Annotated in this window: 22 protein-coding genes, 1 tRNA gene and 1 pseudogene; 11 read left to right on the top strand and 13 right to left on the bottom strand. The window is 71.0% G+C overall.

What is annotated here, in order from left to right:
* Nucleotides 1-11 precede the first annotated feature (11 nt).
* Nucleotides 12-1619 carry an ABC transporter substrate-binding protein gene (locus tag V5E28_RS09760; RefSeq protein WP_336206106.1) on the bottom strand — a complete coding sequence of 536 codons (1608 nt, stop codon included), beginning with the start codon at nucleotides 1617-1619 and terminating at the stop codon, nucleotides 12-14.
* A gap of 187 nt (nucleotides 1620-1806) precedes the next feature.
* On the opposite strand from V5E28_RS09760, the gene V5E28_RS09755 reads away from it, so the two are divergent.
* Nucleotides 1807-2520, top strand: coding sequence for a FadR/GntR family transcriptional regulator (locus V5E28_RS09755; protein WP_336206105.1), 714 nt, complete (start codon nucleotides 1807-1809; stop codon nucleotides 2518-2520).
* 4 nt (nucleotides 2521-2524) lie between these two features.
* Here V5E28_RS09755 and V5E28_RS09750 read toward each other — a convergent pair whose 3' ends face one another.
* On the bottom strand, nucleotides 2525-3115 hold the full coding sequence (locus V5E28_RS09750) for an HD domain-containing protein (RefSeq protein WP_336206104.1): 591 nt from the start codon (nucleotides 3113-3115) through the stop codon (nucleotides 2525-2527).
* Nucleotides 3116-3177: 62 nt separating this feature from the next.
* Here V5E28_RS09750 and V5E28_RS09745 point away from each other — a divergent pair, with 62 nt between their 5' ends.
* Nucleotides 3178-4026 carry a DUF4429 domain-containing protein gene (locus V5E28_RS09745; protein ID WP_336206103.1) on the top strand — a complete coding sequence of 283 codons (849 nt, stop codon included), beginning with the start codon at nucleotides 3178-3180 and terminating at the stop codon, nucleotides 4024-4026.
* A 5-nt stretch (nucleotides 4027-4031) separates the two neighbouring features.
* On the opposite strand, the gene V5E28_RS09740 is transcribed toward V5E28_RS09745, so the two are convergent.
* Nucleotides 4032-5696 carry a catalase gene (locus tag V5E28_RS09740; RefSeq protein ID WP_336206102.1) on the bottom strand — a complete coding sequence of 555 codons (1665 nt, stop codon included), beginning with the start codon at nucleotides 5694-5696 and terminating at the stop codon, nucleotides 4032-4034.
* 124 nt (nucleotides 5697-5820) lie between these two features.
* On the opposite strand from V5E28_RS09740, the pseudogene V5E28_RS09735 reads away from it, so the two are divergent.
* Nucleotides 5821-5976, top strand: a pseudogene (locus tag V5E28_RS09735) (hypothetical protein); the annotation flags it as partial.
* On the opposite strand, the gene V5E28_RS49480 reads toward V5E28_RS09735, so the two are convergent.
* From V5E28_RS49480 to V5E28_RS09710, 5 genes are all read right to left on the bottom strand, one after another.
* Nucleotides 5928-6251 carry a 2'-5' RNA ligase family protein gene (locus tag V5E28_RS49480; RefSeq protein WP_442945794.1) on the bottom strand — a complete coding sequence of 108 codons (324 nt, stop codon included), beginning with the start codon at nucleotides 6249-6251 and terminating at the stop codon, nucleotides 5928-5930. The pseudogene V5E28_RS09735 and the gene V5E28_RS49480 overlap by 49 nt on opposite strands.
* A gap of 212 nt (nucleotides 6252-6463) precedes the next feature.
* A complete protein-coding gene (locus tag V5E28_RS09725; RefSeq protein WP_336206101.1) occupies nucleotides 6464-7609 on the bottom strand; it encodes a hypothetical protein in 1146 nt (381 codons plus the stop codon).
* A 137-nt stretch (nucleotides 7610-7746) separates the two neighbouring features.
* A tRNA-Lys gene (locus V5E28_RS09720) sits at nucleotides 7747-7820 on the bottom strand.
* Nucleotides 7821-7870: 50 nt separating this feature from the next.
* The gene (locus V5E28_RS09715; RefSeq protein ID WP_336206100.1) at nucleotides 7871-8794 is read right to left on the bottom strand and encodes a nucleoside hydrolase; all 924 of its coding nucleotides are present in this window, start codon (nucleotides 8792-8794) and stop codon (nucleotides 7871-7873) included.
* Between the two features lie 274 nt (nucleotides 8795-9068).
* Nucleotides 9069-9461, bottom strand: coding sequence for an OsmC family protein (locus tag V5E28_RS09710; protein WP_336206099.1), 393 nt, complete (start codon nucleotides 9459-9461; stop codon nucleotides 9069-9071).
* 52 nt (nucleotides 9462-9513) lie between these two features.
* Here V5E28_RS09710 and V5E28_RS09705 point away from each other — a divergent pair, with 52 nt between their 5' ends.
* Both V5E28_RS09705 and V5E28_RS09700 read left to right on the top strand, forming a co-directional pair.
* Nucleotides 9514-10071 (top strand): hypothetical protein, encoded by a 558-nt coding sequence (locus tag V5E28_RS09705; protein ID WP_336206098.1) that lies wholly within the window; start codon nucleotides 9514-9516, stop codon nucleotides 10069-10071.
* Between the two features lie 53 nt (nucleotides 10072-10124).
* A complete protein-coding gene (locus tag V5E28_RS09700; protein WP_336206097.1) occupies nucleotides 10125-10718 on the top strand; it encodes an FAD:protein FMN transferase in 594 nt (197 codons plus the stop codon).
* Between the two features lie 7 nt (nucleotides 10719-10725).
* Here the strand turns inward: V5E28_RS09700 and V5E28_RS09695 are convergent, their stop codons facing one another.
* Nucleotides 10726-11001: a hypothetical protein gene (locus V5E28_RS09695; protein WP_336206096.1), complete on the bottom strand. Its 276-nt coding sequence runs from the start codon at nucleotides 10999-11001 to the stop codon at nucleotides 10726-10728.
* Nucleotides 11002-11151: 150 nt separating this feature from the next.
* Here V5E28_RS09695 and V5E28_RS09690 point away from each other — a divergent pair, with 150 nt between their 5' ends.
* A complete protein-coding gene (locus V5E28_RS09690) occupies nucleotides 11152-11532 on the top strand; it encodes a phage holin family protein (RefSeq protein ID WP_336206095.1) in 381 nt (126 codons plus the stop codon).
* 7 nt (nucleotides 11533-11539) lie between these two features.
* Complete coding sequence (locus V5E28_RS09685; protein ID WP_336206094.1) at nucleotides 11540-12874, top strand: aromatic amino acid lyase; 1335 nt, start codon at nucleotides 11540-11542, stop codon at nucleotides 12872-12874.
* On the opposite strand, the gene V5E28_RS09680 is transcribed toward V5E28_RS09685, so the two are convergent.
* The gene (locus V5E28_RS09680) at nucleotides 12871-13866 is read right to left on the bottom strand and encodes a LacI family DNA-binding transcriptional regulator (RefSeq protein WP_336206093.1); all 996 of its coding nucleotides are present in this window, start codon (nucleotides 13864-13866) and stop codon (nucleotides 12871-12873) included. The genes V5E28_RS09685 and V5E28_RS09680 overlap by 4 nt on opposite strands.
* 176 nt (nucleotides 13867-14042) lie before the next feature.
* Here V5E28_RS09680 and V5E28_RS09675 point away from each other — a divergent pair, with 176 nt between their 5' ends.
* A complete protein-coding gene (locus V5E28_RS09675) occupies nucleotides 14043-14903 on the top strand; it encodes an amidohydrolase family protein (RefSeq protein WP_336206092.1) in 861 nt (286 codons plus the stop codon).
* On the top strand, nucleotides 14900-15493 hold the full coding sequence (locus tag V5E28_RS09670) for a cysteine dioxygenase (RefSeq protein WP_336206091.1): 594 nt from the start codon (nucleotides 14900-14902) through the stop codon (nucleotides 15491-15493). Before V5E28_RS09675 ends, V5E28_RS09670 begins: the two co-directional genes overlap by 4 nt.
* On the opposite strand, the gene V5E28_RS09665 is transcribed toward V5E28_RS09670, so the two are convergent.
* Nucleotides 15474-16130: a (2Fe-2S)-binding protein gene (locus tag V5E28_RS09665; RefSeq protein ID WP_336206090.1), complete on the bottom strand. Its 657-nt coding sequence runs from the start codon at nucleotides 16128-16130 to the stop codon at nucleotides 15474-15476. The genes V5E28_RS09670 and V5E28_RS09665 overlap by 20 nt on opposite strands.
* Before the next feature lie 16 nt (nucleotides 16131-16146).
* Entirely contained in the window at nucleotides 16147-17322 is a 1176-nt protein-coding gene (locus V5E28_RS09660; protein WP_336206089.1) for a CynX/NimT family MFS transporter, read from the bottom strand.
* Between the two features lie 68 nt (nucleotides 17323-17390).
* Between V5E28_RS09660 and V5E28_RS09655 the strand changes: the two genes are divergently transcribed.
* Complete coding sequence (locus tag V5E28_RS09655) at nucleotides 17391-18374, top strand: LacI family DNA-binding transcriptional regulator (RefSeq protein WP_336206088.1); 984 nt, start codon at nucleotides 17391-17393, stop codon at nucleotides 18372-18374.
* A gap of 30 nt (nucleotides 18375-18404) precedes the next feature.
* Here V5E28_RS09655 and V5E28_RS09650 read toward each other — a convergent pair whose 3' ends face one another.
* On the bottom strand, nucleotides 18405-19619 hold the full coding sequence (locus V5E28_RS09650) for an MFS transporter (protein ID WP_336206087.1): 1215 nt from the start codon (nucleotides 19617-19619) through the stop codon (nucleotides 18405-18407).
* Nucleotides 19620-19732: 113 nt separating this feature from the next.
* On the opposite strand from V5E28_RS09650, the gene V5E28_RS09645 reads away from it, so the two are divergent.
* Nucleotides 19733-20716 carry an ArsR/SmtB family transcription factor gene (locus V5E28_RS09645; RefSeq protein WP_336206086.1) on the top strand — a complete coding sequence of 328 codons (984 nt, stop codon included), beginning with the start codon at nucleotides 19733-19735 and terminating at the stop codon, nucleotides 20714-20716.
* Nucleotides 20717-20789: the final 73 nt, after the last annotated feature.

Below are 20789 nucleotides of genomic sequence, written 5' to 3'. Positions count from 1 at the left end.
GGTGCGCCCTGTCAGGCTCTCTGGGCCTGGAGGAGGTTGATCCCGGGATAGGCCTGCGCCCGCACGCCCGACACCTTCTTCGGATCCCAGGCGGTCATCAGCTCGGTGTGCACCACGGGGTAGAGCACGGCCTGATCGGCGATCACATCCAGATATTTCTGGACCTTCTCGGCCTTGGCCGCCTTGTCGGACTCCTTGGTGGCCTCGTCCATCAGCTCGAACAGGGCCCTGGCGTCCTTCGTGCCGTCGAAGTGCGCGTACTTCATCCACAGGCCGCCGGCCACGAAGTTGTAGCGCAGGATCAGGTCGGCGTCCATGCCGAACTGGTTGGGGTTCGAGGCCGCCGCGACCACCTGATAGTCCTGGAACTGATCCATCTTGGTGAACAGCGCGGCCGTGTCCTGCGGCTCCAGGGTGGTCTTGACGCCGATGGCCTCCCACGAGGCCGCGATGGTGGGCAGGCAGTCGGCGAGCCAGCTCACGTTCACCGCCATGAGGTTGACCGCCAGGTTGTCGACCCCGGCCTCCTTGAGCAGCGCCTTGGCCTTGTCCGGGTCGTAGTCGTAGACGACCGAGGCCCGCTTGTGGTCGGGGTGGCCCTCGTTGAGGAAGGAGCTGGAGGCGGTGCCGTGGCCCTTGAGCGCCACGTCGATCATCTTCTGCTTGTCGATCGCGTAGTGCAGCGCCTGCCGCACCCGCACGTCGTCGAACGGCTTGGTCCCGGTGTTGAACATCAGGAACATGTGGTTCATGCCCGCGCCGCCCTCGACGGTCAGCCCCTGCTGCTTGAGCTGGTCGACATTGGCGTACGGGATGTTGTCGGCGATCTGCGCCTCGGCCGAGCCGCCGGAGATCTTGGCGACCCGCGCCGCCGCGTCCACGATGGTCAGCCAGTTCATCTTCTTGACCGTGGCCGGGCGGGATCCGTTGTAGCCGTCGAACGCCTCGAACGAGGTGTTGGACTTGGGGTTGTGCTGGACCAGCTTGTACGGTCCCGAGCCGACGGCCTTGCCGCCCTTGGCCTGGTCCCAGGCGCCGGGCTGGCTGAATACGTGCTTGGGCATGATCTTGGCGATGGTCAGCCTCGGCGCCGCGTCCGGGAAGGCGAACTTGAAGACCAGCTCGACCGTGCGGTCATCGACCTTCTTGACCTCCTGGAGCCAGGACCTGAAGAAGTTGCCCACCAGCACGTTGGCCTCGGGGTCGAGGACTCGTTCGAAGGTGAAGACCACGTCGTCGGCGGTGACCGGTTTGCCGTCGTGCCACTTCGCGCCCTCGCGCAGGGTGAACGTCCACGAAGTGGCGTTCGCGTCCGCGGGCAGGGCCGTCGCCAGCGCGGGGTAGGGCTCGCGGCTGATGGGGTCGGTGTCGAGCAGGCCCTCGTAGATGTGGTTGATGCCGGCCATCGCGAAGGCCGAGGCCGTCTGCGTCGGGTCCCAGCTCTGGTCGTTGCCGTAGCCGATGACGGCGGTGATCAGGTCCTTGTTGGATCCGGCGCCGACGGAGCCGGTCGAGGCCGGACCTCCGCTGCAGGCGGCGAGGGTGGACGCGATGACCGCGGCCGCGCCTGTCGCCCCGCTGTAACGCAGGAAGTCGCGCCGGCTGAACTCAGAGCTCACGGATGCCTCCCGGGGGGTAGGTGCAAGGTGCTACCTGCGTCAGGCCGCTGGAAGCGGTCTCACGTAGAACGTGGGACATCCCATGTCCTATGTTGTGCGTAACGTGGACGCTAGATGCGGCACAGGGTTGTGGTCAACAGGAGGTTTCCGGAATGTTACGCAATGACCTAATGGAAAGGGATCTTTCATGACCACTGTCCCGCGGCCCCGGCTGAGCCGAGCCGTCGAGGCCCAGGAGGGCGTCAAGGAGCTCATCCTCAAGCGCGGGCTGGTGGCCGGAGACCCTCTCCCCACCGAGAGCGAGCTGACGGGGGAACTGGGCGTCAGCCGCAACTCGGTCCGGGAGGCGCTCAAGGCGCTGCAGGCCGTCGGCATCGTCGACATCCGCCACGGATTCGGCATGTTCGTCGGCCGCATGTCGCTGACCGGCCTCGTGGACGAGCTGGCCTTCCACAGCCGCATCACCCTTCAGGACAGCCGCAACGCGCTGGCCAATCTCATCGAGATCCGCGAGATCCTGGAGATCGGCCTTGTCCAGCGCCTCATCGACCTGGGCACCGACGTCGACCTGTCACCCGTCGCCGACGTGATGGCTCGCATGGAGGCCGAGGCATCGGTGGGCGAGATCTCGCCGGAGATCGACCGGCTCTTTCACGACCTGCTCTACCGCCCGCTCGGCAACTCGGTGGTCAGCCAGCTCCTGGGCGCGTTCTGGGACGTCTATCACCAGCTCCGCGACCACCTCGGCGCGCCGGACGAGACCCCGGGCGACGTGGCCAGGCGCCACCGCGACATCTACGCGGCGGTGCTGGCAGCGGACAAGGCGCAGGCGGTGGCGGCCGTCTACGCCCACTTCGACGGCGTGCGCAACCGTCTGGCCCGGCTCCGCCCGCCGAGCTGATGGGTCACTCGAACGCCTGCCACCTCGTGCGCCAGGCCGCATACCAGGCCGCGAACCACGGCTCGGATGCTGCCAGGGGCACGATGTGGGTCACCGTCTCGCGGTGGTAGCGCCGCTGGAACTCGACCGGCATCCGCCACAGCTCCTGCACATTGCTCACCCGGTCGGCGAGCTTGACCAGTACGGCCGCGCGCGGCGCCGCCGCCAGCGCGCGCAGATAGCCGGCCTTGACCGCCGCCTTGTCCCCGCCCTCGGCGACCTCCGGTTTCGTCACCCACCCGACCAGCTCGGCGACCTGCCCGCCGAACCGTGCGGCGACCTCCTCCCGCGTGCAGGCGGTGTCCTCGACCACGTCGTGCAGCACGATCGCCACGAGCACGTCCGGCTCGGTCACCCCCACCCCCGTGACGGCGACCTCCAGCGCCTCCAGCAGATGCTCCAGGTAGGCGGCGCCCGTCGGCCGGCGCTGGCCGCCGTGGTGCAGGACGGCGAACCCGGTGGCCTCCCGCAGCAATTCGACGGTCGCCTCCGGCAGTGCCCGGCGCAGCGGAGTCTCGGCATCGGCCCAGGACTTCCAGCTCGTGAAGACCTCCACGGCCCCACCTCCCTACCAAGGGAGGGTAACGACGCCGAGCGTCCTGTCCTAGGCTGGTGCGCATGGCCGAGATGGCGGTGCCCGACGGGGTGTGGACGTTCAACGGTGAGACCCTGCGGATCGTCCCGGGCAGCGGCCGGGAGGTGCACGAGCTCCGCAAGGCGCTGGGCGAGCTGGTGATACCGCTCGAGGCGGTCGCAGGCGCCACGTTCGAGCCCGCACGCAAGGGCGGCCACCTGCGCCTGCGACTGCGCAAGGGGGCCGATCCGCTCACCGACGCGGTCGCCGGCTCGCTCGCCGCCCCGGCCGACCCCTATCGGCTGGCGATCCCCAAGGGCCGCACCGGCGCGGCCGAATACTTCGCCGACGAGATCCGCGACGCCCTGACGGTCTGGCAGACGCCGAGCGGCCCCTGCGAGGAGTTCGTCCTGCCGGGCCCCGCGGTGCCGATCACGGGCACCGCGGGTGACGGCACCGCGACCTTCGACGGCGAGCGCGTGCGCCTCGAGTGGACCGGGTTCGCCGCCTCGGTCAAGGAGGAGGCCGGGCCGCAGGAACTGGCGCTCGCCGACCTGGTGGGCGTGGAGTGGAAGCCGCAGACCGGCATGAGCTACGGCTGCCTGCGCTTCCGGGTCAAGGACGAGGGGCCGGCCAAGCCGCCGCAGAAGGACCTGCACTGCGTCTGCTGGGGCGTCCAGCGGTTCGGCGGCACGACCGCGCTCGTCGCCGCGGCCGTGCTGGCGCGCGTCCCCCGCGGCCCCGCCGAGCTGCCCCCGCCTCCGAGCACACCCGGCGAGATGGAGATCGTCCTCCGCCATCTGGCGGAGCTGGGCGAGCTCCACCGCTCGGGCGTGCTCACGGACGAGGAGTTCAGCACGGCCAAGCAGGCCATGCTGCGCCGCCTGGACTGACGCGGTCAGCCCTGGTCGGCGTGCGCGGCCCGCTCGTCGGGCACGCAGTGGGTCATCTTCAGCCCGTTGACGTCCCGCTGCCCGTTCCTGCCGAGCTTGGCCAGGCGGTCCCGGTCCTCGTCGGTCAGGTCCTGGCTGGCCAGCGGCTCCAGGTCCGCGACGTCGTCGGGCGTGATGCCGAGTCCCTCGCCGACGCGCAGCCCCAGATCGTCCTCCACGAGCAGGAAGTGCCAGACCATCCGCTCGGCGATGCGCCGGTCGCACTGCTTGAGCATGGTGACGAAGTTGTTCACCAGGTCGTCCCGCTCCCACTGCTCCATCAGCAGATAGCGCTGCCCGGCCTGGGTGTAGTCGTTCGTCCGCGGGATGCGCTTGCGGGTGAGGCGCCCGGAGATGACCGGCCCCTCCTCGTCCACGGTGGCGTATTCGGCCTCGCGCAGCCCGTCGAGCAACGACGGCTCGTAGTTGATGTGCGGCGATTCCCCGCCCGTGTCGACGAAGTACGTCATCTGGCCGTCTCGCTGGTTGGTCCGGATGCTGGCGTTCTTCGCCTGGTTGACGGGAAGCTGCAGGTAGTTCGGGCCGACCCGGTAGCGCTGGGTGTCGCTGTAGGAGAAGGTACGGCCGACCAGCATCTTGTCGTCGGAGAAGTCGAGCCCGTCGACCAGCACGCCGGTGCCGAAGGAGATCTGCTCGTTCTCGGCGAAGTTGTTGCCCACGGTGCTGTTGAGCACCATGCGACCCACCGGCCTGGCTGGGAAGTCGTTCTCCGGCCACACCTTGGTGTCGTCGAGCGGATCGAAGTCCAGCTCGGCGTGCTCGTCGTCGCTCATCATCTGCACCAGCAACTCCCACTCCGGGTGGTCGCCGCGCTCGATGGCGTCACGCAGGTCCTTGGTTGCGTGGCCCAGCTCGTCCGCCTGGATCACGGCCGCGTCGGCCGCGGTCATGCTCCGCACGCCCTGCTTGGGCATCCAGTGATACTTGACCAGGACGGTCTCGCCCTGCTGGTTGACCCACTTGTAGGTGTTGACGCCGAACCCCTGCATGTGCCGGTAGTCGGCCGGAATGCCGCGCGGGCTGAAGAGGTTAACGAGCATGTGCATGCACTCCGGCGTCTGCGACATGAAGTCGAAGATCCGGTTCGGCTCCTGCCTGAAGGTCACCGGGTCCGGCTTGAGCGAGTGGATCACGTCCGGGAACTTGATCGCGTCCCTGATGAAGAAGACCGCCAGGTTGTTGCCGACCAGGTCCCAGTTGCCGTCCTCGGTGTAGAACTTGACCGCGAACCCCCGCGGGTCCCGCGCGGTCTCCGCCGAGTCCCGTCCGCCGATCACGGTGGAGAACCGCACCGCCACATCGGTCCGCTTGCCGGCCTCCTGGAACAGGCCGGCCCTGGTGAACCGGCTGATCGGCTCGTCGCCGATCTTCCCGTACGCCTCGAAGTAGCCGTAGGCGGTCGTCCCCCGGGCATGCACGACGCGCTCGGGGATGCGCTCGCGGTCGAAGTGACTGATCTTCTCCAGGAACTGGTAGTTCTCCAGCGTCGCCGGACCCCGTGGACCCACGGTTCGCTGGTTCTGATTGTCGTAGACCGGGTGGCCCTGGCGGTTGGTCAGCACCTCACGCCTGTCGCCAGGCCGGGAGCCCTGGCCGGAAACGTCAGTCATGTCACCATTCCTCTCTTCCGGTGTCCTCTTCCCCCGCTGCCCCCAAGCCGCCGTGCGACACCGGCAAAGACTCGCCATCGGTAACCTGCTCCTGGGGACGGCGTCAGGGTGAGTGAGGTCCTGCATGCGCGGCGACGACGTGGCACAGCAGCTACCCGCCGCGCGGGCGGGTGACTCCGACGCGTTCGGGCGGCTGGTCGAGCCGTTCCGCGACGAGCTGCAGGCCCACTGCTACCGCATGCTCGGCTCGCTGCACGAGGCCGAGGACGCGACCCAGGAGGCGCTGGCGCGGGCGTGGCGGGGCCTGAAGGGGTACGACGACCACGGCTCGTTCCGCTCTGGCCAGCGGGCCGCCACGATCCCGGTGAGCGCCCGGAACGGCGCACCGGGCTCAGGCACCAGGTAGAGCACCCCCGGAAACCGCGCGCACCGCCGGAACACCACGTCGAACGGCTCGCAGGCGGCGAACAGCGCCCCGAGCTCCGCGGCATCCTGGATCGCGCCCAGCGACTCATGCGGGCACCGGCACCCGAAAGCCGCCTGCAACCGCCCCACGAGATCGGCGAACCGCCCGGCGGCCCTGTCGTAGTCGAAGCCCGGCGGGAACTCCAGCTCTACCGGGTGGTCGTCGGCTCGCAGCCGCGCCCGGATCTCCTCGTCGCTCAAGGATCGCCTCGCAAGTCGTGAACGAGCCCGAGAATAGACCACCCGCCCGCGGCACCGGGCGGAGGCGCCGTGGTCCGCACGTCAGGGCACGAGACGGCCGCCTAGCCGTACTCTTTCTCTGCCTGCTCGCGGTCCCGCACGATCGGCCGCCACCTCTCCAGCCACTCATCGAGGTGGGCGTCGGGAGGGCTCGACTTCTTGGCGGCCTCTGTGTCGATCTTCATGTTCCGGTTCAGCTGGGCCAGGTTCTCTTCGTTGATGAGCAGGCCGGGCAGGTCTTCCTTGAGGCGCTTGGGCATCATGCCGTAGACGTCGAGGAACTCGTTGTTCGCCTCGGTCAGGAGGTTACGGGTCCAGCCGTTGACGATGCTGCTGGGACCCCATATCCCACCCGCGCCACTACGCTCCAGATCCAGGTCCTCCATCTCCTGGAAGCTTCTGCGGCACCAGTCGGCGACTTCCTTGAACCTCCTGCTCGCGGCGCCCAGGCCGCCGCAGGCGGCGGCCAGGGCGGTGGTGTTCGCGTAGATCTGCCGCAGCGCGCCCTGCGCGTTGTCGGCGGCTCCACCGTGCCAGGGGGCGTCGCGCAGGTCCTGCGCCCCGCTCCGCAGGGAGTTCGCCAGTTCGGTCAGGTCTCCGGCGATCTGCTCGAAGGGTTCCGGGCCACTGCCGCCGCCGCGGGGGAGGTGCTCGATGTCCCGCTTCGCCATCTCCGCGGTCATGTGGTCCACGCCGTAGTCGGCCGCCGCGGGAAGCTCCAGCCTCTCCTCGCCCTTGGGATAGTGGGAGTCAGGAGTCCACAAGACTGTGGCCGAGGGATGCAACAGGATCTTGTCGAGCCGGTCGGTGGACATATCGCCGAGCAGGGGCTGCTCCGCGAGATCATATCTGGTGGAGGCTCGCTCGATCAGAAACCCGGCCATCCCGACCTCGACGTGCAGATCTCTCCAGAACTTGGCTATGTGAAATTCAGCTTTGTCGAGCAGCTCGCCGAGATCGCCAGGCAGCTTCCAGTGGAAGGTCTTGCCACTCATCCGGCCGTAGTCCTGGCCGAATGCGTAGGTCAACTTGTCGTCGTCGGAGGCTCGTTTGATGAGCTTGCCGGCAACGGCCTTCACGCCTCTGCGGTCGATCCCGAACCCGTCCCCCCGGTGCTCGTTCCCGAGGCCCGGCCAGTATTCGGGGATCGTGGGAACGGGCTTCCACTGGGACCACTGGTCGGCAAGCGTCGGGGGCGGCTCGATCATTGAGGCTCCGATCATGTCGCTGGGGGAGCCTCACCCTACGGAGATACCTAACAAGCATGCAACCCTCCCGTGAGGGGAGCCTGAGGCAGGAAACACAGAAGCCCAGCTCATTCAACTGAGCTGGGCTTCTGTCGAGGTGCGCCGCCAGGGACTCGAACCCCGGACCCGCTGATTAAGAGTCAGCTGCTCTGACCAACTGAGCTAGCGGCGCCTGCAACACGAGTAACTGTATCAGCCGCCGCACGCTGCCCGCACATCAGATCATCCGAGCCGCTCCGCCAGCCTTACGTACGCTCCGAGCACCACATCCCAGAACCGCCCGGCATCCAGCCCGGTGGCGACCAGCGCGTTCGCCCGTCGCTCGCGCAGCCGGAAGTCGACCACCGTCATCCCTCTGGTGTACTCCCCGATGACTTCCACGTTCACCACCGCGGGCACCATCGTGACCAGCGACGGGTCCATCACGTACGCCACCGCGCAGGCGTCGTGGATGGCCGGTCCGGCGAGGTCCGTCACGGCGCCGTAGAACTGCGCCGCGGGCACCAGCAGCTCCGCCAGCCGCCCGAGTGGCCGCATCCGGTCCAGCACGGCCGAGGTGACCACCGCGGTGAGGGTGACGTCCAGGCCGAGCATCTTCACCGTCCATCCCGCCTCGAAGACGATGGCGGCCGCCTCGGGGTCGGCGAGCATGTTGAACTCGGCGGCGGGGTTGTGGTTGCCGCGGGTGAAGGAGCCGCCCATGATGACCAGGTCGCGGGCCCACTCGACGATGCGCGGCTCGCGCCGTACGGCCAGGGCGATGTTGGTGAGCGGCCCGATCGCGACCAGCGTGATCTCCCCGGGCGCGGCCCGCAGGGTGTCGATGATGCGGTCCACCGCGTGCCCCTCGGAGACCGCGAGCAGCGGCGCCGGCAGGACGGCGCCGCCGAGGCCGGTGTCGCCGTGGATGTCGCCGGCGCGGACGGTGCGATGGAGGAGCGCCCCGGCACTGCCGGGGGTGACCGGGATGTCGCCGAGGTCCAGGAACTCCCTGAGCGCCAGGGCGTTGGCCGTGGTCAGGGAGAGGTCGACATTGCCGCCGACGGTGGTGATGGCGACGAGTTCGATGCCGGGGGCGCCGGCGGCGAGCGCCAGCGCCATGGCGTCGTCGATGCCGGGATCGCAGTCGATGAGAACTTTGGTCACGAGACCGTACGATACGAGCCTGCCTGCACAGAAAAGAGATCGGGGCCGGGCAGTTTCCCCCAAAATCTGCCCGACCCCGATCCCGACGGCGGTCCGGGCCGACGCTTTCCCCCAAAAGCGACGGCGGTCCCGCACTAGCAGACTGCGGTCCCCCTCCGCGTCCGCTCCGGTGTAGGTCTTACGGCCGGTCACAGTGCTTCCGACCTGCTTCGACACTACCGAGCTGTATGCAACGACCGCGTCATAACGCGGTCGAATATCCCTCTAATCGGAGTTAGGGGATCTCCAACCGGACCTCGGTTCCCTCTTCGAGCGAGCGGCTGACCGTGCAGTACTTCTCGTGGACCCGGGCCGCCACGGCGCGGAAGACCTCGTCGGCCTCCTTCGCCGGCAGCTCGACGTCGTAGGTGACGGTCACCGGGCCCAGCCGGTTGGATTCGACCTTGTCCGAGTGAACCGTCATGGCCAGCCGGACCAGCTGATGACCGCGCTTGGCCGTCAACGGCTCCACGGTCACGATGTTGCAGCCGCCCACGGCCGCCAGCAGCAGCTCGACCGGCGTGAACATGCCTTCCTCGTCACCGCTGCCCATCCGCACCTCGGCGCCGCGGGCGTTCGTCGCCCGGAATCCGCCGTCATCAGTCCGCTCTACCCGCACGTTAGCCATGATTTAGACCTTACTCAGATGGCTCTCATGTTCGACACGCATTGTTCTATGCATGGCAAGCGAGACGAGCGACCACCTGAGATCGGAGCGGGCCGGACAGCGCCTGCTACTTGCCGGCCTCCTGGCCGGCGCGCTGTTCGCCGCCTACCACCTCGGCTCGACCTCCTCCTCGCCCGTGACGGTCAGCGCCCTGCTGGTGTACGGCGTGGCCGCGGTGATGGCGGTCCGGAACCACGACGGGGCCGGCCGGACCAGGGGCACCGTGCTCATCGCCACCGGCCTGGAGCCGGCGGCGCTGCGCGGGCTGCTGGCTAGCCGGGCCGGAAGCACCGTGGCCGTCTACCGGACCGAGCGGGTCACCGACGAGCTGCGCGAGCTGCAGGACAGCTACGGCCTGGTGCTGGTCGTCGGCAAGGAGCACGACCCCAGGGCCAAGGAGCGGCTGAGCGCCTCCGGGCTGAGCCGCCAGGTGCCCGACATCGCCGAGCGCGAGATCGTGCTGGCCGGTCCCCGCCACTTCACGAAGTATGTGCGCGGCGCGCTGGCCCGGCTGGCCGTGCCCGGCACCCAGGTCAGGACCGCGAGCGTCAAGTTCCGGCAAAGAGCTTAGCCGGACAATACGCCCACCGTGCGAGCGTGGCTGCCGACAAGGAGGCAAAGGTGATGTCTTTCCCCGGATGCGCCCGGATCGGGACGGTCATCGGCACGCACGTCAGCGTCGACATCCGCACCGCTCTGCCACGGCGGGAGCTCGCTCCCCTGCTCGACGCGGCCTTCGCCTGGCTACGCCGGGCGGACGACACCCTCGGCGCCACCGGGCGGGACAGCCACGTCAGGGGCTGGGCGCTCGAACGGCTGTCCCGCGCGCTGGTCGGCGCGGGAGCCGGCGACCATCGCATCGACGCGGGCGGCGACGTCAGGGTCCGCGGTTCGGCCTGCCCCGGCAGGCGCTGGCGCGTCGGCCTCCGCGACCCGCGCACCGGGCAGACCCTCAAAGTGATCTTCGTCAACGACCTGGGCATCGCCACCGCGGCCGGCGTCCTCGGCTCGGTCACCGTGCTCGGCCCCGACCTCGGCGTCGCCCAGGCCCACGCAACCGCGATGTCCGTCATGGGACCGGCCGGGGCCCGGCGCCGCGCCTCCTGGCTGGCCTCGACGGGACCGTACCAGAGCTTGATCATCGGCCGGGACGGGCGGGAGTGGGGGACGCCGGGGCTCGCGGAGTGGAGCAGGACCCAGGCCCGGCTCGCGGGCTAGGCGCGGGTCAGGCGTCGGGATGCTGGCGCAGGTATTCCAGGTAGACCGGCCGCAGCGCCTCGCCAAGATCGCCCTCGCCGGCGCCTATGGCGTCGCTGAGCAGCGCCGAGACGTGGCTGAGGTCGGCGGTCGTCTCGCTCTCGTGACCGGTCGCGGCCTCGGCCGCGGGGATCACTTTCAGCAGGTTCCACAGGAACCCGAGATCCCCATGGTGCACGGCGTAACGCACCGCGCGGTCGTGCAGCTCGCTCGCCGAAAGCGACTCGAGACCAGTGGCGTCCATCTCGCTCCCTCCCCTCGGACGCACCTATCCCGCGAGCGTCGCCCGAAACACTCCCCGTCCCAGAACTACGCACGGTGATCAGCGGGAACGTAGGGTGCACTTGGTCACGCCCCTATCGGAGTGCGGATCACAGTGGGAGGATCAACCAGCGTGAGATTCATCATCAGAACCCTGGCGGCAGCGATCGCCCTCTGGGTGTCCATCCAGCTCCTCGACGGCATCCGGATCACCACGGAGACGAACTCAGTCAACTACTGGGGCACCCTGCTGATCGTGGCGCTGATCTTCGGCCTCATCAACGCGATCGTCAAGCCCATCGTGAAGGCCCTGGGATGCGCGCTCATCGTGCTCACCCTGGGACTGTTCCTGCTCGTCATCAACGCGGCCATGCTGCTGCTGACGAGCTGGATCTCCGGGCAGTTCGGCATCCCCTTCCACGTCGACGACTTCTGGCCGTCCGCCTTCCTGGGCGCGATCATCATCAGCGTGGTCAGCTGGCTGCTCGGCATGATCATCCCTGACGGCGACTGACACCCTGTTGAACCTCGACGGCAGCGGCCTGACCTGCGCGCAGGTGCACGCGGCCGCCCATGGCGAGGCCCGGGTCACGATCTCCGGCGTGGACCGGGCCCGCGCCGCGTGGGCCGCCGCGCGGCAGCTCACCGGCATCGTGTACGGCCGCGGCACCGGAGTGGGCGCCAACAAGGACGTCCAGGTCGAGCACGGCGGGCCGGACCTGCTGCGCAGCCACGCGGGCGGCGCCGGGCCGCTGGTCGAGCCCGAACGCGCCAGGGCGATGCTGGTCGTCCGGCTCAACCAACTCCTCGCGGGCGGCTCGGGCCTCGACCCCGGCGTGCTGCCGGTGCTGGCCCGGGCGATCAACGACGGTTTCACCCCGCCGGTCCGCACCTACGGCGCCATCGGCACCGGTGACCTGACCGCGCTGGCGACCACGGGGTTGTGCCTGCTGGGCGAGCTCGACTGGCATCCGCCTCCCACCCCTCGTCCCACCACCACCCCACCGCCCCGCTTCGCGCTGGCCGACGGCGACGCGCTGCCGCTCATCAGCTCGGGGGCCGCCACCCTGGGCGACGCCGCGCTCGCCTGCCACCGCCTGCGCCTGCTGCTCGACGCGGCCGTCGACGTGGCCGCCTTCTCCTTCGTCGCCGTGGGCGCCTCCGCCGAGCCGCTGGCGGCGGCGGTGCAGGAAGCCCGCCCGCATCCCGGGCAGGCGGTGGTGGCGGCCCGCCTGCGCGGCCTGCTCTCCCAGGAGCAGGGCGTCCGGGTCCAGGATCCGTACGGCTACCGCGCCCTCGCCCAGGTGCACGGCGCCGCCATGGACGCGCTGGACCGCGCGGAGACGGTGGTCGGGACCGACCTCAACTCGGCGTCGGAGAACCCGCTCATCGCCGGCTCGCTCGCCTGGCACAACGGCAACTTCCACTCCGGCCCCGTGGCCCTGGCCCTCGACACGCTGCGCGCCTCCCTCGTCCAGGCGGCGCAGCTCAGCACGGCCCGGCTGGCGACGCTGATGGACCCCGGGTTCACCGGCCTGCACCCGTTCCTGGCGGACCGGCCGGGCGGGTCGGGAGCGCTCATCCTGGAGTACGTGGCCCAGGACGCGCTGGCGGAGCTGCGCCATCTCGCCACCCCGGTCACCACGGGCACCGCCGTCATCTCCCTGGGCACGGAGGACCACGCGGGCTTCGCCACGCAGGCGGCCCGCCACGCCCTGCGCTGCGTGGAGCCGCTGGAGATCGTCCTGGCCTGCGAACGCGCCGCAGCCACCCGCGCCCTGCACGGCCCCACGCCGGACCGCCCGCTCACCTCCGACGTGGAGGCGGCCCGCCTGGCCCTGCGCGGCGGCGGCTAGGACCCCGTCAGGTCCGCGACGGAGCCGCGCTCTCGGAGCGTGGGCTGCTGGACGACCCGCCGGCGCCGGGCGCCCCCGTCGGCGGCGGCCGACACCAGCCGGACGGCCGCCCGGACGATGCCGTCGATGTTCCAGTCGACGGTGGACAGGCCCGGCGTGAGCAGGCCGGACATGGGGTGGTCGTCGTAGCCCATGACCGATACGTCGCCGGGGACGGACAGGCCCAGCTCGCGGGCCGCGGCGTAGACGCCGTAGGCGATCGAGTCGGCGAAGCAGAAGACCGCGCTGGGCCTGCCCTCGGCGAGCAGGTCGTGGGCCGCCCGCGTGGCGGCCGCCAGGCCGTGCTGGGCGGTGACGACCCGGATGTCGAGACCGAGCCGCTCACCTTCGGCCGAGACGTGGACGTCGGCAGGGCGGTCGGGAGTGCTGGGCCGGGTGGCGGTGAGCACGCCGATGCGGCGGTGGCCGAGGTCCCGCAGGTGCTCCAGGGCGAGCGTGACGCCACGCCGGTTGTCGAAGACGACCTCGCCCGCGGTGCCGGTCAGGGAGTCGCCGATCGCGACCACGGGCAGCGACTCGCACAGCTCCGCCCAGAAGGGCGCCGAGGGGTCGAGCGGCTGCACGATCATCCCGTCGACGCGCTGGTCGCGAAGCTGCATGGCGAGCGCGCGCTCGCGGGCCGGATCGCCGACGGCGTCGAGGATGAGCGCGTAGCGGTCCTTCTCGCGGAGACCGCGGCTGATGCCCACGGCGAGCGACTGCTGCCAGAGGTCCTCCAGCGAGCCGCAGAGCAGGCCGATCATGCCGGTGCGACCGCTGGCCAGGGCTCTGGCGATGGGGTCGGCCTCGTATCCGAGCTCGGCCGCCGCCGCCCGGACCCGCTCCATCGTCTCCTCCGACACCTGCAGGCCACGCAGCGCGTAGGAGACGGCGGCCGGTGACAGGCCGGTCGCCTGGGCCACTTCCCGGATCGTCGCTCTCTTGCGAGCCATCCCGCAAGCCTATTGCGTACGGGGGTTCCTGAAGGTCGCGGCGAACCGGACGACATTGACAATCCGCCTAGTGAAGCGGTTCACTGAACCGTATCAGTGAACCGCTTCACCAGTCCGATTTCCCCACTTGAAGGGTTTACCTATAAAGTCAGTAGGAAATGAAGGGAGGCGTGATCATGGGGATCGACGTGCACCAGCATCTGTGGACGGCATCGTTCGTCGACGCGCTGCGCGCTCGCACCCGGCCGCCCTTCCTCGACGGCTGGACGCTGTTCCTCGACGGCGAGCCTCCCTACGAGGTCGACCCCGCCGCGCACGACCGCCGCGACACCACGGGCCTGGAGCTGGCGCTCGTGTCGCTGTCCAGCCCGCTCGGCATCGAGTCGCTGCCGCCCGAAGAGGCCTGGCCGCTGCTCGACGCCTACCACGACGGCGCCCTGGCGCTGCCCGAGCCGTTCGGCGCCTGGGCGGCCACCTGCCACAGCCGGCCCGAGCCCGAGCGGCTCGCCAAGGACCTGGACCGCGGGTTCGCCGGGCTGCAGATGCCCGCGACGGTCCCGTTCGACGACCGGCTGCTGGAGGTCCTCACCGACCGGGACCTGCCGCTGTTCGTGCACCCTGGCCCGGCAGCCGCCCCGGAGGACGCGCCGTCGTGGTGGCCCGCCGTGGTGCCGTACGTGCAGCAGATGCACGCCGCCTGGCACCGCTTCCACTCCGTCGTCAGGCCCCGTCACCCCAGGCTGCGCGTGTGCTTCGCGCTGCTGGCCGGGCTCGCCCCGCTGCACTCCGAGCGGCTCATCGCCAGAGGCGGCAGCGGCCGGGGGCAGGTCGATCCCGGCTGCTACGTGGAGACCTCCTCCTACGGCCCACGGGCGATCGACGCGGTGGTCCGCGAGCTCGGCATCGACGTCGTCGTCAACGGCTCCGACGCCCCCTACGCCACCGCCCCCGATCCGGGCCTCGGCGAGGCCGCCGCCCATGCCATCCGTGTCACCAACCCACGTCGCCTACTCGGCAGGAAGGAGACTCGTCCTTGAGCGAGCACCACGTCAACCAGGATGGGAGCGTCCGCACCAGGCTCCCTGAGCGCACACTCGACCGGCGCGAGCTGCGCGAGCTGGTGAACGACCTGGCGGCCGACCCCGCCCGGTGGCAGGACCAGGTGGACTTCCCCGCGGACGGCGGCAGGCACTACGCCTCGCTCTACCGGGACGCCTACATCGACGTGTGGCTGCTCTGCTGGCGGCCCGAGGACGACACGGGCTGGCACGACCACGACATCTCCTCGGGCGCGGTGCACGTCGTGCAGGGCGCGCTGCGGGAGTGCAACCCACGCATCGGCGGCGAGCACCTGGAGACCGTGGTCGCCGAGGGACAGTCGTTCTCCTTCGGCCCGGACCACATCCACCGGCTCACCGGCGCGGTGGAGCACAGCGTCTCGATCCACGCCTACTCACCGCCGCTGTGGCGGCTCGGCCAGTACTCCATCGACGACACGGGCGTCATGCGCCGCGTCTCGGTGAGCTACGCCGACGAGCTGCGGCCGCTGGACGACGTCACGGTGGCCACCACCGTGACCGCCCCTGCTGCCGCGGTGGACGCCGTCGCTACGGGCGCCGTGGCCTGAGTACGCAGCAGCTTCCGCAGGGCTCCGCGTCCGGCAGGGTGATCCACAGGCAGCAGGTCCTGCGGAAGTAGGCGTCGCCGGCGGGCTCGACCAGCCCGTCGACGGGCTTGCCGATCTGCTTCAGCAGCGCCATGTAGTCGCCCGGCGCGATGAGGGTCAGGGGGTGCGCGAACGCCTCGGCGGTCGAGCCCCACAGCGTCCGCTCCCCCACCTTCGCCATCGTGCTGAGGACCTTGACCAGCGGCGCCTGCGACTCCGCGAGCGCCTCCCCGATCGCCGCGGCGCCTGAGGTCCACGTCACGCTGGTCGCGGCGATCGTGACCCCCGCCTCCGACTCCTTGAAGTAGGTGTCGGCCGCCCGCATGATCGGGACGCGTCCGTCCAGCGCCCAGCCGAGCGCCATCGGCATCGTGTGCCAGTAGCCGTAGGTCTTCCAGAACAGCGCAGCGCCGACGTGCCGCGGCGCGTTCCAGCGCGCCGCCGTCGCGTCCACCAGCTCCCCGAGCAGTGTGTACGGCTCCCGCAGCAGCTCGGAGGAGGGCGTCCAGCTCTCGTCGGGCTCGATGACGAGCCCCGGCTCGACGCCGATCACGCCGCCTCGTCCGGCGGCCACCCGCTCGAGCACCTCGGTCAGCACGCCGCAATCCCTCCACCTACAGGTTAGCCTTACCTAAGGTAGCAGGACGTCCGGCGAACCATCCGGCGACCATCTGCACGCCCACCACGGCCAGCCCGGCGATCAGCGGCACCGACCAGCCGCCGGACACCTGCCTCAGCAGCCCGAACAGCAACGGGCCCAGCGCGGCGATCGCGTACCCCACCGACTGGGCCACGGCCGACAGCGCGGTGACCGTCGCCGGGTCGGCCGGGCGCAGCGCGATGATCAGCAGTGCCAGCGCGAACGACGCCCCCTGCCCGATCCCCAGCACGATCATCCACAGCCACGACAGCGTGGTCGGAGCCAGCAGCACGCCCAGGTAACCGGCGGCGGTCAGCACCCCGGAGGCCAGCACGTACGACACCTGCGAGGGCCGGCGCCCCGCCACGACCGGCACCGCCAGCGTGGCGATCACCTGGACCAGGGTCGTCAGGCTGAGCATGTAGCCCGCCTGGTCGGCCGGCATGCCCGCGTCCAGGAAGATCGTCGGCAGCCAGGTGAGCATGACGTAGAAGGTCAACGACTGCAGGCCCATGAGCGCGGTCACGTACCAGGTCACCCTGCTGCGCAGGACCATGCCGAACGGTCGCGGCGCGTCGCCCGTCGGCCTGGGATGCGTACGGAAGGCCTGGGGCAGCCAGAGCAGCGCGGCGGCGAGCGCGGGCACGGCCAGCAGCGCGGAGACGCCCCGCCAGTCGAGGCCGGTGACCCGTTCCAGCGGGATGACCAGCGCGGACGCGACCGCGGCGCCGCCCACGATGGCGGAGACGTAGACGCCGGTGAGCAGGTTGACCCTGGCGGGGAAGTGCTGCTTGACGATGCCCGGCATGGCGACGTTCATCACCGCGATGGCCGTGGCGGCGATCGCGGAGCCCGCGTAGAGCATGATCGGGCCGTCCAGGCTGCGCAGCGCCACGCCCGCGGCCAGCACGAGCAGCCCGGCCAGCAGCGTGCGGTCCAGCCCGATCCGCCTGGCCAGCAGCGGCGCGAGCGGCCCGAACACCCCGAGGCAGACGACCATGACGGTGGTGACTGCGCCGCCGCCCGCCGGTGTCAGTCCGGCGTCCTTCATGATCTCGTCGAGCAGCGGCGACAGGCCCGCGATCGCCGGCCGCAGGTTGAGAGCGGCCAGCACGACGCCGGCCACGAGCAGTGCGGATCTCAGCGCCATAGCGATCTACTCTCGCACACCCCCTTGACAACGTTGTCTACGGCCGCCCGGTGAGAAAGGATCCAGGCGTGAGACCGACGATGAAAGACGTCGCCTCGGCAGCGGGCGTGGCGCTCAAGACCGTCTCCCGCGTGGTGAACGGCGAGCCCGGCGTCCACCCCGGCACCGCCGAACGGGTCCGGGCGGCCATCGACCTGCTCGGCTACAGCCGCAACGAGAGCGCCAGCGTGCTGCGCAGGGGCCGCACGTCCACGGTCGGGCTCGTCATCGAGGACGTCGCCGACCCGTTCTACGCCGCGCTGAGCCGCGCCGTCGAGGACGTCACCACCGGATACGGCTGCCTGCTGCTGAGCGGCTCCTCCAGCGAGGAGCCCGCCCGGGAACGTGAGCTGGTGCGCACGTTCTGCGCCCGGCGGGTGGACGGGCTGATCGTGGTCCCCGCCGGCGACGACCACTCCTACCTGCGGCCCGAGCTCGACGCCGGCACGCCGGCGGTGTTCGTGGACCGGCCGCCGGGGCCGGGCGTCGACGTCGACACCGTGCTCAGCGACAACGCCGGCGGAGCGGGTCTGGCCGCCCGCCACCTGGTCGCCCGGGGACACAGCAGGATCGCCTTCCTCGGCGACGAGCCGTCGATCTTCACCGCGTCGCGCCGGCTGCACGGCTACCGCGCCGCCCTCGGCCACCTGTATGACGAGCGGCTCGTCGCCATGCGGGCGCCCTCGCTGGAGGGCGTGCGCGCCGACCTGGACCGCCTGCTGGCCCTGGATCGCCCGCCCACCGCGCTGTTCACCGGCAACGGCCGGCTCACCGTGACCGCGCTGCGCGTCCTGGGCGGGCGGCCGGCGCCGGCGCTGGTCGGGTTCGACGACTTCGAGCTGGCCGACCTGCTCGTCCCCGGCGTGACGGTGGTGGCCCAGGACCCTGCGGGGATGGGCCGGGTGGCGGCCGAGTTGCTGTTCCGGCGCCTGCACGGCGACACCGGCCCGTCGGAGCACCCGCTGTTGCCGGTGCGCCTCATCCCCCGGGGCTCGGGCGAGCTGCCGCCGTGAGTGCCCCGGCCGCCGCACCCGGCCGGGCCCTCAGGCCCCCGCCCGGAGCGGCGGCACGGGGGCGGGGCGTAGCGCGCCCGCCAGGGCCAGCGCGACGAGGATGCCCGCGCCGCCGGCCGCGACGATCGCGAGCTGCGGGGAGAACACCTCGCCGAGGACGCCCACCAGCGCCGCCCCGGCGGCCTGGCCGGTCATCAGCCCCGTGGACAGCAGCCCGAACGCCTGCCCGCGCACGTGCTCCGGGACCGCCTCCAGGAAGCGCCGCTGCAGGCCGAGCTGGTAGGCGAGCCCTGCCGCCGCCATCGCCGCGAGCGCCGCGGCCCAGCCGAGGCCGGGCGCCGCCAGGAAACCCAGCCAGGGCAGCCCGAGCAGCACCGCCAGCGGCAGCGAGAGCCGCTCCCGCAGGGCCGGCCCCACGAACCTGCCGACGGCGAACTCTCCGACGGCCATGCCTCCCGCAGCAGCCGCGAGCACCACTCCCGCCTGCCCCTGACCGTGCAGGTAGGGCACGATCATGGCCTCGGCCCCGGCGAGGCAGAGCACCGGCAGCCAGGACGCCATCAGCAGCCCGCGCACCCGCCGGTCGGTCAGCAGCAGCCGGTTCACCCGCAACGTGGTCCGCACGGCGCCACCGTCATCCGCCCGGGCGGCACGGGCGGGGCGGTCGGGAAGGCCGAAGCGCAGGACGACGGCCGCCGCCGCCGACAGCACCGCCGTCGCCGCGAGCGCGCCGCGAGGGCCGGTCATCGCCAGGAAGGCGCCGCCCACCGCCAGGCCGGCGATCTGGGCGCCGGCCGAGGTGACGCCCAGGATCGAGCGGCCGAGCACGTACGCGTCCCCCGGCAGCACCTCGGGCAGCAGCGCGTTGCGCGCGGCGCCGAACACCGGCGAGAACAGCCCGGAGACCAGCACCAGCGCCAGCATCGCCCACACCGGCAGCCCCGCGTACGCCAGCAGCAGGCACACCACCACCCTGACCAGCTCGCCCACGACCATGACGGCGCGCGGCGGCAGCCGGTCGGCCAGCGACAGCAGGAACATCCCGCCCACGATGTGAGGCAGCCACCCGGCCATGTAGGCGGCGGCCGACAGCCCCGGCGAGCCCGTCTCGGCGTACACCAGCACCGACAGGGCCAGCATCTTGATGCCTTCGCCGGCGATGAACAGCGCGAAGCTGCCGAACAGCACCCGGAATTCCCGGACGGCGAACACCTCGCCGAAGGTGGCCGCGCGTTCTTCGGACACCGGATCTCCTCACGTCGGTCGGGCGGCCCCGGAGGGAGGGTCGGGGCCGCCGCTTCCGATGCTGGGGGTGAGGCACGGCGCCGGGCGAAGCCTTCGGATATAACCGAAAGGTGGTGTTCAGCATCGAAGTCACCCCGCAGGACGTGGCGGCCAGCAGGTTCGCCGTCTCCCCCCTGATCGAGACCATGCACGCGCAGTGGGTGCTGGACGGCAGGGTCGAGGCGGGCGTGCACCGGCAGTGGGTGGAGCGCTGGCGCGGGCCGTACGAGAAGCTGAAACGCCGCCATCCCGTTCTCCGCGCGACGATGGCGATCGCCGGCAACAAGGGCTCCGACAACGTGGACTTCATCGCGCCCCCGCCCACCGGGACGAGCGTGCCGTTCGAGGTGGAGCTGGCCGCGATGCGCGCGACGCCGCTCACCCTGGCGCACGAGGAGATCGCCTCGGTGCTGGCGGGCCGTCCGCCGGTGTCCGAGGAGGTCAGAGACCTCCTGCTCGGGCCGGACGTGGTGCGCCTGATCGCCGACGCCTACCAGGTGCTCTGGACCGAGATCCTGGCCAGGAGCTGGCCGCGCTTCCACGCGGTCCTGGAACGTGATGTGGTGCAGCGCGCCGGGCGGCTGGCGACCTACGGCTGGGCGGCGGCGCTGGACGACCTCAGCTCCCAGGTCCGCTGGCATGACGACGGCCACATCGAGGTCGGGATGGGCCGGCGCGACAAGAGGCACCGGCTTGGGGGCAGGGGGCTGCTCTTCCTGCCGTCGGTGTTCATCGCCAGCCTCGGCGCCTATCTGGAGGAGGCGTGGCCGTACGCGCTGGTCTATCCGGCACGCGGCATCGCGGCGCAGCCGCCGGGGGCGGGCGCGGGGCTGGCCGTGCTGATCGGGCGCACGCGGGCCAGGCTGCTCACCGAGCTGGCCGCTCCGGCCACCACCACGCATCTGGCCGCGCTGCTCGGGCAGAGCCTCGGCAGCACCGGCGGCCACGTGGCGGCGCTGCGCGGCGCCGGCCTCATCAGCGGCACCCGCACGGGGCGCAGTGTGCTGTACGCGCGGACGCCGCTGGGCGACGCCCTGGTGGCCGGTTCGCTCGTCTGAAGGGTGCGAGGATCGCGGAATGTGCGGGATCGCTAGCCTTCTCTGCTGAGGGCGCGAAGGTATAGTCGTTGCG

Origin of the sequence: Nonomuraea sp. LPB2021202275-12-8 (assembly GCF_037044575.1) — a bacterium.
GTDB lineage: Bacteria > Actinomycetota > Actinomycetes > Streptosporangiales > Streptosporangiaceae > Nonomuraea.
The sequence above is the reverse complement of the archived record's forward strand: the minus strand, read 5'-3'. Positions and strand labels throughout refer to the sequence as shown.

Bases quoted from the DNA above. Each gene is read 5' to 3' on its own strand.
- V5E28_RS09710 (WP_336206099.1), bottom strand. From the start codon at position 9,461: ATGGCTAACGTGCGGGTAGAGCGGACTGATGACGGCGGATTCCGGGCG.
- V5E28_RS09725 (WP_336206101.1), bottom strand. From the start codon at position 7,609: ATGATCGAGCCGCCCCCGACGCTTGCCGACCAGTGGTCCCAGTGGAAG.
- V5E28_RS09680 (WP_336206093.1), bottom strand. From the start codon at position 13,866: ATGGCTCGCAAGAGAGCGACGATCCGGGAAGTGGCCCAGGCGACCGGC.
- V5E28_RS09755 (WP_336206105.1), top strand. From the start codon at position 1,807: ATGACCACTGTCCCGCGGCCCCGGCTGAGCCGAGCCGTCGAGGCCCAG.
- V5E28_RS09695 (WP_336206096.1), bottom strand. From the start codon at position 11,001: ATGGACGCCACTGGTCTCGAGTCGCTTTCGGCGAGCGAGCTGCACGAC.
- V5E28_RS09740 (WP_336206102.1), bottom strand. From the start codon at position 5,696: ATGACTGACGTTTCCGGCCAGGGCTCCCGGCCTGGCGACAGGCGTGAG.
- V5E28_RS09705 (WP_336206098.1), top strand. From the start codon at position 9,514: ATGGCAAGCGAGACGAGCGACCACCTGAGATCGGAGCGGGCCGGACAG.
- V5E28_RS09745 (WP_336206103.1), top strand. From the start codon at position 3,178: ATGGCCGAGATGGCGGTGCCCGACGGGGTGTGGACGTTCAACGGTGAG.
- V5E28_RS09700 (WP_336206097.1), top strand. From the start codon at position 10,125: ATGTCTTTCCCCGGATGCGCCCGGATCGGGACGGTCATCGGCACGCAC.
- V5E28_RS09660 (WP_336206089.1), bottom strand. From the start codon at position 17,322: ATGGCGCTGAGATCCGCACTGCTCGTGGCCGGCGTCGTGCTGGCCGCT.
- V5E28_RS09675 (WP_336206092.1), top strand. From the start codon at position 14,043: ATGGGGATCGACGTGCACCAGCATCTGTGGACGGCATCGTTCGTCGAC.